Below are 16297 nucleotides of genomic sequence, written 5' to 3' on the forward strand. Positions count from 1 at the left end.
ATGAGCATCCTCGCACTGCAACGGCCGCGACTGATCCTGATCAGCCTCAGCATCGAGGCGATCGCGCTCGGGGTCTATCTGGTCCGCGACGCCTTTGGTGGCGTGATCCGCTATTACACCAGCATCTATCACATGGATGCGCTCTGGTATCTGCCCGATGCGGTCGCGCTTGCGTGTCTGATCCAGTTCATCGTGCATTGCATCCTGCGCAATCGCAGCACCCTGGCCCTGTTGGTGTTGGTCCAGATCATGCTGTCGCTCGTGCTTGGCTATTTCATGATGGGAACGGCAAACGCAGCGATCTCGTCCTTCAAGATGATGCTGCCGGTGTTCGTCGGCTTCTGCTTCTGTGATGCGAGTCTCGGCTCGTACAAGAAGCTGCTGTCGGTCATCGCCGTGACCTTCTACCTCTCGGTCATCGGGGTGTTGCTGACGAAGTTCTACCTCATGCCCTGGGTCGGGTATAAATATGAGTCCTTTGGCGCGGTTCGGGAGGCGGGCCGGCTGTGGTGGGCCTATGGCGGCGACGACCAGCGGCTCATGGGTTTTGCGGCCGACAACACCATGGCCGCCTTCTTCATTCTCGTGTCGTTCGCGATCACCTCGATTCGCAAGAGCACGACGTGGTGCCTTCTGTTCGGCTCGCTCGCGGTCTATGTCATCAAGCTGACCACGAGCAAGACGACGATGATCGTCCTCGTGCTCTATCTGATCCTGCTCGTGTTCGTGCGTATGCTGCCGGAGAAGTCGCGCTTTCCCGCAATCAGGGGCATCGCGCAATGGTCCTTTGCCGCGATCTTCGTTCCGTTCTTCATGATCGTGATCGCTTCCGGCACCGCCGCCGTCCCGCACTCGACCCTGTTCAGCATCGTCGATCGCATCAACAACAGCTGGCAGTTGCCGTTCGTCTACATGAACCAGCTCATGCCGATCGGTCTGGTGACGGGCTGCGGCGCGGGCTGCTTCAACTATCCGCAGAAGCTGTTCTCGCCGCTCGCGCATTTCTGGGTGCCCGTCGACAATTTCTACATCGGGACCTACCTGATGTTCGGTCTGCCGTTCGTCGCGTTCATGGTGATGGTGTTCAGGGCGACATTCGGCGCGACCGACGTGTACAAGCTGACGCTGATCTTCGTCGTCAACCTGTTCACGATCACGGTGTTGAACTACGGCCCGGCGTCCGGCCTCCTGATCATCGCATTGAGCTTCAGCGACGTGTTTTCGCGCCGCGCGGCCTCCGCACGGGCGGGCGACGCCGTGCCGATCGTCATGCGGCCGCCGATGCCGTCTTTGGAAGGCTTCCGCCCGGACATACCGGCGGCGAGCGGAAGCAGGTGAGAACGAACGATGCATAAACGGCTCGCATTTATCGACACGCTGCGCGGCATTGCCGTGTTGTCGGTCCTGGTCCAGCATGTGTTCGAGGTGATCGTCGAGAAGCACCCGACGGGCGCCTATTACTGGCCCATCCACGATTTGTTCGGCTACTACATGAACTTTGGCCGGTTCGGCGTGGTGTTGTTCTTCTTCGTCAGCGGCTTCGTCATTCCGTTCAGCTTCCCGGACAGCGCCACACCCGTGCGGGATTTTTCGATCAGCCGCTTCTTCCGGCTCTACCCGGCCTACTGGACCTCGCTCGTGGTCGGGCTCGTGACGATGCAGCTGATGGATTCGAAGATCTATCCGCTCGGGCAGATCGCCGCGAACGTGACGATGTTGCAGACCTTCGTGAACGTCCCGAACCTCTGGGTGTTCTATTGGACGCTGGCGATCGAGCTGCTGTTCTATGTCGGATGCACCATTCTGTTTGCGATGGGGCTGCTGAACCGGCGCTTCACGGCGGTGACGATCGTCGTTGCGGCCGCGCTGGTCGGAACCACCGCTGCGCTCCTGGTGGAGAACAGGGCGGTTTCCTCGGTGATGGAGGTCGGGCTAAATCTGTCGGCGATGTTCCTGGGCAAGATCATCCGCGACACCGTCATCGGCGGAAAGCTGCGATGGTCCCACGTGGCGGTCTGCACGCTCCTGTATGCGATCTTCGCCATCACGCTGGCCGACCGGCGGTTCGGAGGCGTGTACCACGAGAACTTCTTCTACAGCTATTCGATCGCATCGGCCTATGTCTGCGCGGCGCTCGTCTTCATCGGCTTTGCCGTGTTCGGTGAGAGAATGGCGTGGCGGCCGATGGCATTCGTCGGCGTGATCAGCTATTCGGTCTACCTGATGTCGCCGTTCGTGCTCGTCTTCATCCATCGCCTCGTCTGGTTCGGCGACGGGCCGCTCGGATGGTCGATCTTCATGACCCTGATCCTGGCGTTGTCGATCCTCGTCAGCTGGATGACGTTTACATTCGTCGAGAAGCCCAGCATCGCCTTCGGACAAAGGTTCCGATCAGCACGGCGAAAAAAGGTCGTTCTTGAGCCCGTCCTCAGTACCCAGGGTGCTGCAGAGTGAGTAGCGCGCTGCACCAGCCGGGCGCCGCCTACGACGGATCGTTCGTTCCCTCGGTCCAGGGGCTTCGGGGGATTGCCGCGCTGAGCGTGCTGATGGATCATTTCTACGACATGCCGAAGGGAGGCATGTACGACATCCCGGATCCCGGCTTCCTGCCGCCGCTCTGGCTCTGGCTGCAATCGGTCATCAATGTCGGCGGGCATGGCGTCGAGCTGTTCTTCATGATCAGCGGCTTCCTGATCCCGGCGAGCCTGGTGCGGCACGGCTCGCTGCCGCGGTTCTTCTTCGATCGCGTCCTGCGCATCATGCCGGTGTTCGTGGTCCTGCATCTTGCGCTGTTCGCGATAGGTCCGATCGTCGGCTACAAGTTCTTCCGTGGCATCGATCTGACCAGCTATCTCGGGATTTTCACGGCCAATCTTTTCTTCGTGCAGGACGCGCTTGGCTTGCCCATTGCCCAGCAGAATGCCTGGACACTGACCTACGAGTGGGCGTTCTACATCTGGTTTGCGCTGACATTCTCGATGTGGCGCGGCGGGGGGAAGCTGCTGGCGGCGCCCCTGATCCTGCTGGGTCTGGCTTGCCTGATGCACTGGCCGATCACGGCGTTCTTCTGCATCGGCATGCTGTTCAGCGCCACCGGGTTTCGCATCTCCATTCCCGGACGGGTCGGCCTGCTCGCGGGCCTCGCCTGCGCAGCCGCCCTGTATGCGAGCTTGGTGCTGTTTCACCCGTTCGTGGGACTCCTTCCCGGATTCCTGCTGTTCGGCATGGTGCTTGCTCCGGAGTCGGGCCTGGGCAGGGCTCTGAGTGCCCCGGCACTGCAATATGTCGGCAAGATCAGCTACAGCCTCTATCTCGTGCATCCCTTCGTGCTCTTTCCCCTGCAGGTGATCGGCCTGAAGCTGGTCGCCGCCGGCGTCGATCGCTGGCTGCTGTGGGCAGCCTTCATCGTGCTTGGGCTGGTGATGTCATTGGTTGCAAGCGCGATCAGTTATGAGCTGATCGAGGTCAGGTTGAGGCGCCTGCTGGACGGCGCGATCCGCGGCATGTTCTTTCGACCGCTGAAGGTCGGGCAATCGGTTTGAGCGACCGCGTGCCCGTCGCGGTCAGCTCACGGTACGGCCTGCGAGCTTGTGATAGGACCCCAGCAGCTGTTCGGCGATGTGGTCCCAGTTCAGGATGCCGGCCGCGGTTTGCCGTGCGCCATCCGTCAATGTCGCGGCAAGCGGCTTGGAGGTCAGCACGCGTTCGAGTGCATCGGCCAATGCAGCGGCATCCCCTGGAGGAACCAGCAGCCCGTTGACTCCGTCGGTGACGACGTCGGGAATGCCGCCGGTGGCGCTGGCAACGACGGGACGAGAATTGCCGTAAGCGGAGGCAAGCACACCGCTCTGTGTTGCATCCTTGTAGGGCAAGGCGACCACGGTGGCGGATTGAAACAGCTGTCCGGTGTCCGCGGGTGAAATGTAGGCGTTGATGGTCTTGACCGTCGGCATCGCTTCCATCCGCGCGCCGAGCCGTGTCATCTCGGGGCCGCGCCCGGCGACGATCGCCTCATGCGCCACACCGCGCCGGGCCAACATGTCTATCGCGTCGATGAAGACGTCGAGGCCCTTGTAGGCCCACATTCGTCCAAAAAACAGGATGCGAGCGGCTTCGGGCGCGGTGACCGCATCTCGGGCCGGTGGAACCATGAGCACGCCGTGCATGCTTGAGACCGTTCCGCCCTTGAAGTCGGGCGAGGCGCGACGAAAATCCGCAATACAGCTCTCGCCATGCGTCGTGACGATCGACGCGGCGGCACGCATGTGCCCGCGCCAGGCGTCTTCACGCGGCGAGGTGCCGGAGCCGCCTTCCGAATGCGGGATAGCATCGTGAACTGTCAGCACCAGGGGAATGCCGAGGGGTCGAAGGAACTGAATCAGCTTGGACGTATAGATCTCCGGAACTTCGTGACAATGAACGACGTCCGGACGAAACGAAATTATGTCGAGGAAAGAAGCCGGGATGCCAATCACGCCACCGCGGCGCAGGCTCAAATCGCGAACCCGGGTCTCGAAGGGAGCCGCCACGGCGATGTCGGCCAGTTCCCATTGCTGGTTGGCGTCCTTGCGGTTGAGCACGAGCCTGACGTCGCAATGGTGAGCCAATCCCGAAGCGAGCCGATAGGAATATTCCGCAAAATGCGGGGCGTAAATCGCCACGCGCAAGCGTTTGGAGCTACGGAGAGAACGCGGGGCCGGCGAATTCATCAAGGCATCCATTTTGCATCACATCGCAGAGAGCGATTGGAGTGTAGTCCACGATTTGAACTCACTTCCACTCTAAATCGGAATCGTGATGGCGCTCATCTGATTGCCATCACTCCGTCGTATTGTAGCGAGCAATCAGTCGCCGTTGTGAGCGGCGACAAGCGGTGGCGTGTCATCATCATTGCCGCGTCGTCTGGATCGGAATTGGGTCGAATTGTTGATGAACGTCACTCGAGGCAGGCAACATCAGGTCGTGGTGGCGCTGTTTTGGTCGCTCGCGCAGAATTGGGGCGGCCGCGCATTGTCGTTCGTGCTGTTCCTGGTATTGGCGCGGCTGCTCGATCCCGCGGATTTCGGACTTGCGGCGCTGGTCGCCTTCATCCTGCTGCTTTTGAGCTCCATCGCGGAATTCGGCTTCGGTGATGCATTGATCCAGCGGCGGACGCTCGAGCCCGCCGATGTGACGCTGCCGTTCTTCTGCTCGTTTGCAGCCTCAGTGCTCCTGGCCGTTCTGATCGCATTGCTCGCGACGCATATCGAGCATTGGTTCGACGTGAAGGGGCTCGCGCCGCTGCTGACGGCCGCCAGTCTCTCGCTTCCGATCGGCACCGCGACCCTGTTCCAGGAGGCGCTCTACAAGCGCCAGATGGATTTTCGGGTGCTCGCAGTCAGGACCATGGTGGCGACAGCCATCTCCGGCGTCGTGGGAATCGCCTGTGCCTATGCAGGGTTTGGCGCCCTCAGCCTCGTGATCCAGGTGGTCGTTCAGAGCGCGATCAGCGGCTTGTGGCTCTGGAGCCAGCCGCGATGGTTGCCGATGCGCGGCTACGATCTGAAGAGCTTTCGCGAGCTCTCCGGCTACAGCATCCACGTCATGCTGAACAGGCTGCTGGACTTCGCCATCGTTCGGACGATCGACATGATCATCCTGTCGCTCTATGGCGTCGCCGCCCTCGGCATCTACACGGTCGGCGCGAGGGTCTACATCATCCTGATGCAGTTGCTCACCCAGGCGGTCATGGACGTGGCGCTGAGCGCCTTGTCCAAAATCGCGCACGAGCGGGACCGCATCGCGGGCGCCTATTTGCGCAGCGTCAGTCTCGGCGCACTGATCGGATCTCCGGTCTTCGTGCTCCTCGCGGCGATCGCGCCGGAGTTCTCCCTGCTGCTGTTCGGTGCGAAGTGGGGTGGCAGCGAAGCGGTGATGCGGCCGCTGATGCTGATTGGCGCGGTCCAGACGGTGCAGTTCGTCAACAGCGCCTATTTTGGCGCTCTGGGCAAACCGAACTACGTCTTTCTGCTCAACATTCTCAAATTCTGTACGGTCGTGCCGGCAATGTTCCTGCTGCCCTCACGCGACATTGGTCAACTGGCCACGATCTTCGCATTCTCGCAGCTCGTGGTGACCCCCGTCACGTTTGCGCTGGCGCTCCGGCTGCTGGGCTTGAGCTGGAGCCAGTTTCTGCGCCCCATTGCGGGATGCCTTTGCGCCATCGTTCTGGCTTACGGCGCGGTCGTGCTGTGCCGGGAGGCGACGCCGGGCATGAATCCCTATTTGCGGATTGGACTGCTGGCGTCCTGTTTTGGCGCGACCTATTTGACGGGCATTCTGCTGTTCTGGCGGAAGCAGCTCCTTTCCCTGATTGATTTCGTCGTGAAGCGCGGTGCGACCGCCTGATGAAGACGAGGAGGACGTCGTGAAGCAATTGATCCCGGTGCCCGTACGCAGGCAGCTCCGAGGCTGGCTCAACAGCGCGAAGAATACGCCGTTGGCACTCGATCTGCTCGAACTGCGCAGGTGGCAGATCGCCCGGAGAGACGTCGGCGTCAACGTCGCGCCGCGCAACGATCCGCGCCGGCTCGTCGTGCTGCCTTCCGATCCCTGGAGCGTTCGTCAGTCGCGGGGCGATGAGGCGATGATCGAAGCGGCCACCGGGGAGGTGAAGCGGACCTATCCGAACCTCGAGATCTACATCGTCACCGCGACGCCAACGGCCAGTGCGGACGTGCGCGCGATGGGTTTCAAGCCGCTCGAACTCTGGCGACAGCCGTTCTCATACGAGACCGTGGCGCAGGAGCTGTCGCTCACCAGGCCGGATTTCGGATTGGTTCTGGGGGCCGACGTGCTCGACGGCTACTATTCGCCGGTGGATGCCGCGCGCATGCTGCTCGTTGCAGACTTGATGGCTGCGTTCGGCGCCAAGGTCAGCGTGCTCGGCTTCAGTTTCAACTCCCGGCCCGCGAAGGCGCTGCGCGAGGTGTTCCGGCTGCTGGACCCGGGCGTGGTCCTGAATCTGCGCGATACAATATCTCTCCAGCGTTTCGACGATTTTGCCCGGAAACGCGCCCATCTGGTCGCCGATGCGGCGTTCATGCTGACGCCGCGGGCGGATACGGCCGCGGTGAAGCAGATCGCGGCGACGATCGCGCGACAGCGCGAGCAGGGTCGCAAGGTCTTCGTCTTCAACATTCATCCGATGTTGTTCAGGAAGCCGGAGCCGGCCAAGCTGCGGCAAATGATAGAGCTCGCCGCGGGCGCCATGGAGCGGCTGTCTCGCGAGCACAATGCAAGCTGGTTGTTGCTCGCTCACGACTACCGCCCCGAGATCGCCGACGACAATTGCCTACGGCCGCTGGCGGACCGCCTGAAGCCCACGCTCGGCGATCACGTGCATCATGTCGATCAGGCGCTGTCGGCGGGCGAGATCAAGGCCGTTGTCGGTCTGGTCGACGGCGTGATCACCGGCCGCATGCATCTGGCGATCGCGGCGCTGGGGCAGGGAACGCCCGTCGCAGCGATTACCTATCAGGACAAGTTCCAGGGCCTGTTTGCGCACTTTGGCGTCAGCGAATCGCTGTTGCTGTCGCCGGCCCAATTCCTGGTCGACGACAGTTTTGAGAAGTTTGTGCTGCAGTTCCTTGGCGCGCACGAAGCCGTCGGTGAGAAGGTACGTCAGATGCTGCCGGATGTCATGGAGCTGTCCCGCGCCAACATCGCACCGCTACTGGGCGAGAGCGCGATGCGGACGGTGCAGGAGGCCGGCGGCAAGGTCGCCTGAACGCCCTTATGTCGCCGGCAGACGTCAGTTGACCGCCCGCTCGGTGTTTTCAAAGCGCACGGGGGTGTCGGCTGCGGCCGGCTTGCGCGAGGACGTGGCACCAATGTCGGCCCAGCGGTTGATGAAGCGCCGCGCCGGATTCTCGAAATAGGCGTAGGTGCGGTCCGCGGCGATGGTCAGGACCGCACAGCACGCCAGGGCGAAGAGGCCGAACTGATCGGGACGCAGTCCGAGCCAGATCCACAACGGCTTGAACACGGCAATGAGGATGGCATCGTGCAGCATGTAGATCGCATATGAGGTGTTGCCGAGCCTTCCGAGCAGGCGGGCGCCCGGAAACTCCTTGAAGGCGCTTTCGCCGACCGCAGTGAGCAGGATGGCGCAGGAGAACAGCAGGATGGCGAGGTCCGGCTTGGCGAAGACGTTGAGGACGAGCACGGAGAGGCCGAACGTGCCGATGCCGGCGAAGATCATCCGCTTGTGCCGGTAGGGATGCGACATCCGGAATAGAATGGCGAGCAGGATACCGTTCAGAAAGCTCGGCAGTGCGCGGAGCATCCCGTAATCGAAATTGGCGCCATACATTTGCGACCGTTCCTGCCAGATCGGCAAATGGCCGTGGGCAAGGACCAGATAGAGCGCGGCCACGATCGCGCCGAGCACGATCGGTTGCATCTTGCGTGCAAGCAGCATCAGCAGTGGAAAGATCAGATAGCAGAAGAACTCCGCGCTGATCGACCAGGACGGCGAGTTGAAGCTGAGATGGTCGGTGACGCCCCACGCCTGGAGCAGCAGAAGGTTGTACAGGAAGTCCAGCGGGGTCGAGCGGGCCGTGCGCTCCAGGCCGACGCCGATGAGCACCACGAAGATGAGCAAGCTCAGCAGATGCAGCGGATAGATCCGTGCAATACGCCGGATCATGAAGCGGGAATAGGCCGCCACGCCACGTGCATCGGACGGGTAGGAATAGGAGATCACGAAGCCGGACAGGATGAAGAACATGTCCACGAACAGGCCGTAGGACCCGTTCCAGGCCGGCGAAATGCCCGTGTCGATCAGCTTCAGGTGGAAGATGAAGACCCCGAGCGCAGCGACGAAGCGGTAGAAGTCGAGAACGACAAAACGTCTTGCTTCACTTGCTTCCATCGGGCCTCGGAGTCCTTGCGCGGTTCGTCTCGCTTCTAGAGACGAATTGTGACGCAAGTTCGCTGGATGGAGCGGGGAAGGTGGCGTGATCGCGGATCGGTCGGCCTCGAGTTCCTCGAGACCATCTTGTCCGGGAAGGGAACGACTTCATCGTCCCAATTCTGCCTCTTGATGAGGCAGGCGCCTAATGAGCGAGCCGGGACCTTGGCTGGTCCCGGCCCGTGTCAACATTTATGCGTCCTGTCGTCAGTGCGCCGTGCTCAGACGAACAAGAAATCGTGGCTCGTCAGGCTGCTGACATAGACGTTCTTCAGCAGGATCGAATCATTGGCCGAGAACGTGATCAGCGCATTCGTGCCGGACTGCGTCATCTGCAGGTGACTGTAGTCAGCGGCCAGGAGCTTCGAGATCTGGACCACGTCGTGGGTTGTGCCGTCACCGGCCTGGAAGTTGAGGATCTGGTCCTGGCCGTGATCGTAGGCAACGGTTGTCGAGTTTGGCGCGGCCGAGAACACGTCATTGCCCGCCCCGCCCTGGATCGTCACGCCGCCGGCGACGGCTGTGACATTGTGGGTGCCGTCGGCCTTGGTCTGGTCGAAGAATTGCAGCGCGCTGGCGGAGTTGTAATTCTCGTGCTGCGTCGTCCCGGTCTGTCCGTTGAAGTTGAACAGGAAGACGTCCTTCGAGCCGTCGGTGTTGTTGGCGATCTCCTGGGTCTTGGTGCCGGCGCTGTTGTAGATGTCGGTCAGCTTGCTGCCGTCGTCATGGATGACCTGGGTATAGTCCAGGGTGCCGTCGGCGTGCGTCCGGGTGAGCTCGACCATCTTGCCCGAGGCATCGAGGTGCTGATGCTGGGTCGTATAGGACTGCCCGGTGATGTTGTAGTTCCAGTTGTCGGATGTGCCGTCGGCGTTCTTGATGTAGGCAGCGCTCTTCACGCCGCCGGCATAGACGGTCGTGGAGCTGTAACCGTCGCTCTTGGTCGTTACCTCACTGGTGATGACGCCGTTGGCATCGTACCAGTCGGAGGTCTTGGTGCCGTCGGCGCTCTGCTCCAGCGTGAAGGCCAGGCTGTTGTCCGCGTGGGTGCGAACAATATCGGTGAGGAAGCCGGTGGAATCGTAACTGTCGTGCTCGTTCGTGTAGTTCTGGCCGACGACGTTGAACTGGAAGACGTCCTTCGACCCGTCGGCGTGGTAGTCGGTTTCCGTCTTCTTGACCCCTGATGCATCGTAGTTGGTCACCACGCTGCTGCCGTCGCTGTTGACGACCTGGGTATAGTCGAGCGAGTTGTCGGCATGCCAGCGGGTCACCTCGGTGGTCTGGCCGGATGGATCGAGGTGCTGGTACTGCGTGGTATAGCTCTGCCCGGTGATGTTGTAGCTGTAATTGTCGTGACTCATGTCCGCGTTGGTGATGTATGCCGCGGTCTTCACGCCATTGGTGTACACCGTGGTCGAGCTGTAACCGCTCGACTTCTGGACCACCTCGCTGGTCAGCACGCCGCTGGCATCGTACCAGTCCGTGGTCTTGGCCCCATCGGCGCTCTGCACCAGCTTGAACGCCATGCTGCCGTCGGCGTGCTTGCGAATCAGCGTGGTGAGGAAGCCGGTCGCATCGTAGATGTCGTGTTCAGTCGTGTAGGTCTGGCCGGTGATGTTGAAGAGGAAAACGTCCTTGCTGCCGTCGGCGTGATAGTCGGTTTCCTTGGTCCGCGTTCCCGCGGCATCATAATTGGTGACGACGCTGCTGCCGTCGCCGTTGATCACCTGGGTATAGTCGAGCGTGCCGTCGGCATGCTTTCGGGTGACGGCGGTGACCTTGCTCGTGGGATCGACGTGCTGGATCAGCGTGGTGTAGCTCTGGCCGGTGATGCCGTAGGCATAATTGTCCTGGCTGCCGTCGGCATTCTTCACGTAGGCGTTGGTCTTGACCCCGTTGCTGTAGAGCGTGGTCGAGGAGAAGCCGTCGGCCTTCTGGATCACCTCGCTGGTGAGGCTGCCGGCGGCATTGTACCAATCGGTCGTCTTGGTGCCGTCGGTCGTCTGAGTGAGCTTGAAGGCGAGGCTGCCGTCGGTGTGCAGCCGCGTCAGGCTGGTGAGAAAGCCGGTCGAATTGTAGACATCGTGCTCGGTCGTGTAGTTCTGGCCCGTGATGTTGTAGGTCCAGACATCCTTGCTGTGGTCGGCATGATAGGCGGTCTCGACCAGCTTGACGCCGGTGGCGCTATAGGTGGTGATCACGCTGCTGCCGTCGGCGTTGTAGACCTGCGTCGAGTCCAGCGAGCCGTCGGCATGGCTGCGGGTCACCGAGGTGACCTTTCCGGATGCATCGAGATGCTGCACCTGGGTGGTGAAGCTCTTGCCCGTGATGCCGTAGGTGTAATTGTCTTGCGAGCCATCGGCATTCTTGACGTAGGCGGCCGTCTTCACACCGCTCGTGTAGAGCGTGGTGGAGTAATAGCCGTCGGACTTCTGGACGACTTCGCTCAGAAGGGTTCCGGCCGTGTTGTAGGTGTCGGTGGTCCTGGTTGCGTCGGTGTCGACATGAACGAATTTCGTCTTCACGCCGCCGGTGTAGCTGATCAGGTCCTTGGAACCATCGGTGTAGGCGACGGTGGTCGAGGTCGGCTGTCCGCTTGAGTTCAGGCCGGTGTCCGACTTCGACACAAGCGATCCGCTGGAATTATAGGTCTTCGTGCTGCTCCAGGTCGCAGCCGAGTTCGTCACCGAGAACGAGTAGCCGCCCTGGATCTTGGAGAGGGCGCTGCCGTAATGGGCGATCATGTAGTCCATGGTCGCCTTCGAGGCGACCGGCAGGACGTGCGAGTCGGTCAGTGTGATGGTCTGCAGGGCCGTGGAGTCGCTGAGGTCGGACAGTTGCGGCACGATCTCGGCGGCCGTGCCGCTGACAGTGGTCCTTGTATCCGGCGGAGTCGTGGTCGTTGGAGGCGCGTCGATCTCGATGATCAGCGGGTGATCGCTGACCGGGATGGTGATCGTGCTGACGTCGGTGTAGCTGGCGATCGCCGTGGTCCCCGTCAGCGTGTCGTACACCTTCACCGAATGATGCACGCCGCCGAGATTCACCGTGACGGTCTCGGTCGGATTGGAAATCTCGGTGTCGTTGGCATCCTTCCAGAGCTTCGGCTCCGCCCACACGACGAGCTCGTAGGCGCCGTTGCTCTTGCCGAGCACCATGCTGTTGCCTGTGGCTGGCATGTTGCTCAGGGTGTAGTTCAACGGATCAGTCGGCTGCAGGCCGCCCTTGCCGTCGTCGGCCAGAATGGTGGTCAGGTTGTGAATGGCGGTGGCGGCGAGCTTCGGCGTCCCGTCGGAATTGAACAGTCCGAAATTGGCTTCGGGATTGGTATTGCCGGCGGAGGAGTCGCGGTCGAACAGCTCGTAGAGATAAGTCTCGCTGACGCCGGCCTTGTAGGCATCGACCAGGGTGTTCAGGATCGATTTGGCCTGCACCGTCTCGTTGACACCGAGATATTGGGTGTTGGCTTGCGTGGTGTAGCCGGTCTCGGTGATGACGACCGGCTTTCCCGGGGCCGCGGCCATCACTGCGCTCAGCGTTGCCGAAATCGAGCTGCCGGTCGTCAGGCTGGTGCTGACATAGGCGTGGGCGTTGGCGTAGTCGACCGAGCCCGACATGTCGCCGAGCTGGCTGTAGCCTTGCGGATCGTTGTAGGCCAGTGACAGATTGTAGACCGGGATGCTGCCGAGCGCGGCGTTGGCGTTGACGGCCTGATAGAGCGCGCTCTGGAACTGAGCTGCGGCGGTAAGGCTCGAACTGCCGTTGTAGCTGAAGGGCTGGTGATTGGCCTCGTTGAGCCCTTCGATCGCGCTGATGCTGCCCGGGTGGCTTGCCGCGAACTTCTGGAGCGAGGCGATGTAGTTCTGCAGCCCGGTTGTGCCCGTCTGGGGCAGCGCCGATGACACCAGGAAGTCGAACTTGTAGCCGGCAGCGGCCAGACCCTCGACAACGGGTTGCGCGGCCGGGCTGGTCCCCATCGCGTCGCGGAGATGGGTGACGCCGAGATACTCGAGGTCATCGACCATGAGCGCGAGATTGTTGTAGCCGGTCCAGCCGAAGCCGGCGTGCGTGTTGACGCCGATGGAGTCGATGAAGCCGCTGGCGGACAGGATGGTTTGATCGGACATTGCACACTCGAGTTTCAGCGCGAACGAAATTGCTCGCAGGGATTGCGTTCAAGCTTCTCTGTCGAGTGTGAATTTCAGATAAAAATGGAAGCTACAAATCGCGAGCGAAACGAGGTTCCTTGTGCAGGAACAGACTTGCTCTGTGTTGCAGCAGAATATTGATGCGATGCCCGGGCAGCATGGCGTGAGGAAGGCGCTTTCAAGATTTTCGCGATTTGCGCTGCTGAATGTATGCGCAGGCCGCGCGAATTGGATTTTATATGACAGATCTGAGCGAGCGGTCGGCGCGCTCGCGGCGCGCAGCAAGACATTTTCTCGCTGGCCGTCAATCGAAGTATCTTCGTCTCATTCCTTCGCAGCTCGCGCTTTCCTGCACGGGAAGTTCGCAGATGCCGCTTCCATGGGCGGTTAAACCAATCAATTTGCTCGCAAGGGTTGTGGTTGCTCAGGGATAGTGCAGCGTTCGCCGCGGAAACTGCTGATGAAGACCCGGTTCCGTATCGGAACCAGATCCGCTTCGCATAACGCTGGTGCGGCCAATCAGCCGCGGCGGGCCAGCATTAGAAAATCTCCGCGCCATCCGATGACCGCCGTTGCAATCGCGGCGATCGCGATCTTGCCGGCCAGCCATGCCGCGGGCTCCGTCGGTATCGAACCGAGCGATCCGATCAGGATTGCGGCCACCCCCGCCTGCATGACCAACGGCCAGCGCGGGAGCGCCTCAAACCGCAGCGTGGGGCCGAGTGCGACCAGTATGGTCGCGAGCGTGGCGAGCGAAGCACAGCTGACTGCCGCTCGCGGCGACAGGCCGGCCGATACCGCGACCGCGGCGAACGACACGACGAGGGCGAGCTGGCCGGCCGCGACGACGACGAGCCTGGTCGCCAGCTTCTCGAGGTGGGGAACGACCGCGATCGTCGCCTGCAGATGGGTGTGCAGGAAATAAAAGGCGGCGACCGTTGGGGCCGTCTCCAGAAAGCCATCCAGGCTGGCCTGCGGCACCAGGATACGGGCTGCATCTGGAATAAATCCAATCAGACCACCGAGCAGCACGAGGGTCGTGCAGATCATGAATTCGAACATCCGCCGCGCCGACTGCACCGATTTTGCGCTGCCTCCGTGTTCGAAGTCGTTGACCACTTCCGGATAGCTCACGGTGTGGATCGCTGCATTGAGGACCCAGAAGGGACGCTGCAGGAGGTCAAGCGCAATCGAAAAGCCCGCCCCGGCTCCGGTCGCACCCAGCTGGCCGACGACGATGACACGGAGCAGCACCGGCACCGACAGATGGATGACCGACGCGCCTGCCGCAAGCATGCCGTAGCGGGAGAAATCCTTCCAGTCGGCCAGCATCGTCTGCAGCGGGACGGGCTCCATCGGCGTGCGATAGGCGACAAGGCCGGCGAGCAGGCCGAGGGCGTGACCCGAGGCAATACCGAGCAGCGCCGCTTCCGCCGTTCCCGAGATCATTGCCCCCGCGGCGGCTCCGATCAGGAGGGCGGTGGCACGCAACGCAAGCAGAAAGGATGCGATGCCCAGCCGGTCGGACAGGCGGACCGACAGGAAGTAGAGATCCGTCAAGCCCTGTAGCACGGATATGCCGAGACCCAAGGCGACGATCCGCGTCGGGAGCACGCTGGCCAGAGACGCGCAACTCCCGACCACGACGAGCGCGGCTGCGCTCGACAGGCCTGCTGCAAACAGCGACCACCTCAGCCGCGCCGCCTCGTTTTCTTTGGCTGCCGCCAGAAACCGCAACCCGGCCAGCTGCAGCCACTCGAACATCAGGACGCAGAGCAATTGGCTCGAGGCCAGCGCGAGGGAAAAGTTGGTGTAGTCGGCGGCGGGCAACAGATGGCTGATCGCGAAGATCAGGATGATCGCCGCGGCGCTCTGGTAGACATAGCCCGCCATCGCGAGGAGGCGTGTCATCGCGGAATGAGGCGCTCCTTGCCGACGATCGACGGCCCCTGCGACGCTTCGGCCGTTGCTGCGCGCACGTGCGACATCCGCTGCTCGCGCAATTGTTCATACAGGTTCTTGTATGAAGACAGCACGTCGGAGAATATCCATTTGTTGGTATCCGCGATCAGGCGCCGGCTGATCTCGTCGATCTTGTGCGGATCGGCTGCGACCGCGAGCATGCTCCTGGCCAGGGATTGTGGATCGGCTTCGGTCAGCCAGCCGGTCACCCCGTGCTCGATGACCTCGGGCATGCCGCCGAAGCGCGTTCCGAGCAGCGGCCTCCCCGCCGCCTTGGCATCTGCGACGACCAGCGGACCGGGGTCGTGCCAGATGGAGGGCGCGACCACCACGTCGACCTGCTTGTAGAAATCGTCCGGCGCCACGAAGCCCATGAACTCGATCCGCGCATCAGGCGCGAGCGCCCTGAGGCGCCGTTGCTCCTCCTCGCTGACCCGTCCGGCGATCATCATGCGGATGCGATCGCGGGGCAGCTGAGCAAGGGCCTGCATCAAATTGTCGATGCCCTTTTCCTCGGTGAGGCGGCCGATAAACCCGAACGTCACTTCCGTGGTGCAGACCGGCCGAGGGTAGGGCTCGCGCGGCGGCTCGGTCGAGGCGTTGCGGATCACTGTGCGGATGGGCGTCTCCGAGAACATGCCCATGTCGGTATGAATGGACAGGACGCGCTCGCTCACGCCGACCACGGCGCTGAGCCAATGCGTGGCGCGCTTGCGATGAAAGCTCAGAATTCCGCAGCTCGTGCAGGTGTGCTCGCAGGACCGTCCGTTCTCGAAGCGGGAGCAGCGCGGGCAGGTCAGATAATAGTCATGAAGCGTATGGAGCACGGGGACCCCGAGCTGGGCGGCAACGCGCCAGACCGCGGTGGTGAGCCCCGACAGATTGTTGGAGTGCAGCACGTCCGGCTTGAAGGCCCGGATGCGTTCCGCAATCAGGGGGGCCTGCATCTGCCAGTCGTCGACCGCGTGCCAGATGCTACGCAGCGCGACGTTCTTCTGCTCCGTGAAGGGCAGATACACGTTTCGCACCGGCGCGGAATAGACGTTAATGCCGTCGCAGGTTTCCGGAGCCTGATGAGGCGTAGATGCGGCCCGGATCACTTCCACCTCGTCACCGCGTTGCACCAGGCCTTCGGCGAAGCGCCGGGCGAAGATCTCCGCGCCGCCGACGATCTTTGGGGCCTGAGGCGTTGGATAAAGCGTGGACGTCAAAAGAACTTTCATCGCGTCAA

Annotated in this window: 10 protein-coding genes; 5 read left to right on the forward strand and 5 right to left on the reverse strand. The window is 62.0% G+C overall.

Translation table 11 applies throughout. From position 1 onward, the window contains the following. From XI03_RS34050 to XI03_RS34060, 3 genes are read left to right on the forward strand one after another with little or no spacing between them, the layout of a single operon-like run. A complete protein-coding gene (locus tag XI03_RS34050) occupies positions 1-1338 on the forward strand; it encodes a hypothetical protein (RefSeq protein ID WP_028141805.1) in 1338 nt (445 codons plus the stop codon). A 9-nt stretch (positions 1339-1347) separates the two neighbouring features. Beyond that, positions 1348-2454: an acyltransferase family protein gene (locus XI03_RS34055; RefSeq protein WP_028141804.1), complete on the forward strand. Its 1107-nt coding sequence runs from the start codon at positions 1348-1350 to the stop codon at positions 2452-2454. Beyond that, complete coding sequence (locus XI03_RS34060) at positions 2451-3542, forward strand: acyltransferase family protein (protein WP_271594549.1); 1092 nt, start codon at positions 2451-2453, stop codon at positions 3540-3542. The genes XI03_RS34055 and XI03_RS34060 overlap by 4 nt, the downstream gene beginning before the upstream one ends. Positions 3543-3563: 21 nt before the next feature. Here XI03_RS34060 and XI03_RS34065 read toward each other — a convergent pair whose 3' ends face one another. Beyond that, the gene (locus XI03_RS34065; RefSeq protein ID WP_271594550.1) at positions 3564-4721 is read right to left on the reverse strand and encodes a glycosyltransferase family 4 protein; all 1158 of its coding nucleotides are present in this window, start codon (positions 4719-4721) and stop codon (positions 3564-3566) included. Positions 4722-4929: 208 nt separating this feature from the next. Here XI03_RS34065 and XI03_RS34070 point away from each other — a divergent pair, with 208 nt between their 5' ends. Together XI03_RS34070 and XI03_RS34075 are read left to right on the forward strand one after the other, a co-directional pair. Continuing rightward, the gene (locus XI03_RS34070; protein WP_038972558.1) at positions 4930-6387 is read left to right on the forward strand and encodes a lipopolysaccharide biosynthesis protein; all 1458 of its coding nucleotides are present in this window, start codon (positions 4930-4932) and stop codon (positions 6385-6387) included. Positions 6388-6406: 19 nt separating this feature from the next. After that, positions 6407-7768 carry a polysaccharide pyruvyl transferase family protein gene (locus XI03_RS34075; protein WP_271594551.1) on the forward strand — a complete coding sequence of 454 codons (1362 nt, stop codon included), beginning with the start codon at positions 6407-6409 and terminating at the stop codon, positions 7766-7768. Positions 7769-7792: 24 nt separating this feature from the next. On the opposite strand, the gene XI03_RS34080 is transcribed toward XI03_RS34075, so the two are convergent. The 4 genes from XI03_RS34080 to XI03_RS34095 all read right to left on the reverse strand — a co-directional run bounded on the left by XI03_RS34080 (position 7793) and on the right by XI03_RS34095 (position 16289). Then, complete coding sequence (locus XI03_RS34080; RefSeq protein ID WP_038972560.1) at positions 7793-8914, reverse strand: acyltransferase family protein; 1122 nt, start codon at positions 8912-8914, stop codon at positions 7793-7795. A 260-nt stretch (positions 8915-9174) separates the two neighbouring features. Beyond that, positions 9175-13083, reverse strand: a complete 3909-nt coding sequence (locus tag XI03_RS34085) for an RHS repeat protein (protein WP_271594552.1) — start codon at positions 13081-13083, stop codon at positions 9175-9177. Between the two features lie 540 nt (positions 13084-13623). Further along, complete coding sequence (locus XI03_RS34090) at positions 13624-15015, reverse strand: hypothetical protein (RefSeq protein WP_028141797.1); 1392 nt, start codon at positions 15013-15015, stop codon at positions 13624-13626. Next, on the reverse strand, positions 15012-16289 hold the full coding sequence (locus XI03_RS34095) for a glycosyltransferase family 4 protein (RefSeq protein ID WP_271594553.1): 1278 nt from the start codon (positions 16287-16289) through the stop codon (positions 15012-15014). Before XI03_RS34095 ends, XI03_RS34090 begins: the two co-directional genes overlap by 4 nt. Positions 16290-16297: the final 8 nt, after the last annotated feature.

The organism is Bradyrhizobium sp. CCBAU 65884, from assembly GCF_028128835.1.
In the GTDB taxonomy this organism is placed as follows: domain Bacteria; phylum Pseudomonadota; class Alphaproteobacteria; order Rhizobiales; family Xanthobacteraceae; genus Bradyrhizobium; species Bradyrhizobium ottawaense.

Coding starts and splice junctions, on each gene's coding strand:
- XI03_RS34050 (WP_028141805.1), top strand. CDS start 1: ATGAGCATCCTCGCACTGCAACGGCCGCGACTGATCCTGATCAGCCTC.
- XI03_RS34055 (WP_028141804.1), top strand. CDS start 1,348: ATGCATAAACGGCTCGCATTTATCGACACGCTGCGCGGCATTGCCGTG.
- XI03_RS34065 (WP_271594550.1), bottom strand. CDS start 4,721: ATGGATGCCTTGATGAATTCGCCGGCCCCGCGTTCTCTCCGTAGCTCC.
- XI03_RS34070 (WP_038972558.1), top strand. CDS start 4,930: ATGAACGTCACTCGAGGCAGGCAACATCAGGTCGTGGTGGCGCTGTTT.
- XI03_RS34080 (WP_038972560.1), bottom strand. CDS start 8,914: ATGGAAGCAAGTGAAGCAAGACGTTTTGTCGTTCTCGACTTCTACCGC.
- XI03_RS34085 (WP_271594552.1), bottom strand. CDS start 13,083: ATGTCCGATCAAACCATCCTGTCCGCCAGCGGCTTCATCGACTCCATC.
- XI03_RS34090 (WP_028141797.1), bottom strand. CDS start 15,015: ATGACACGCCTCCTCGCGATGGCGGGCTATGTCTACCAGAGCGCCGCG.
- XI03_RS34095 (WP_271594553.1), bottom strand. CDS start 16,289: ATGAAAGTTCTTTTGACGTCCACGCTTTATCCAACGCCTCAGGCCCCA.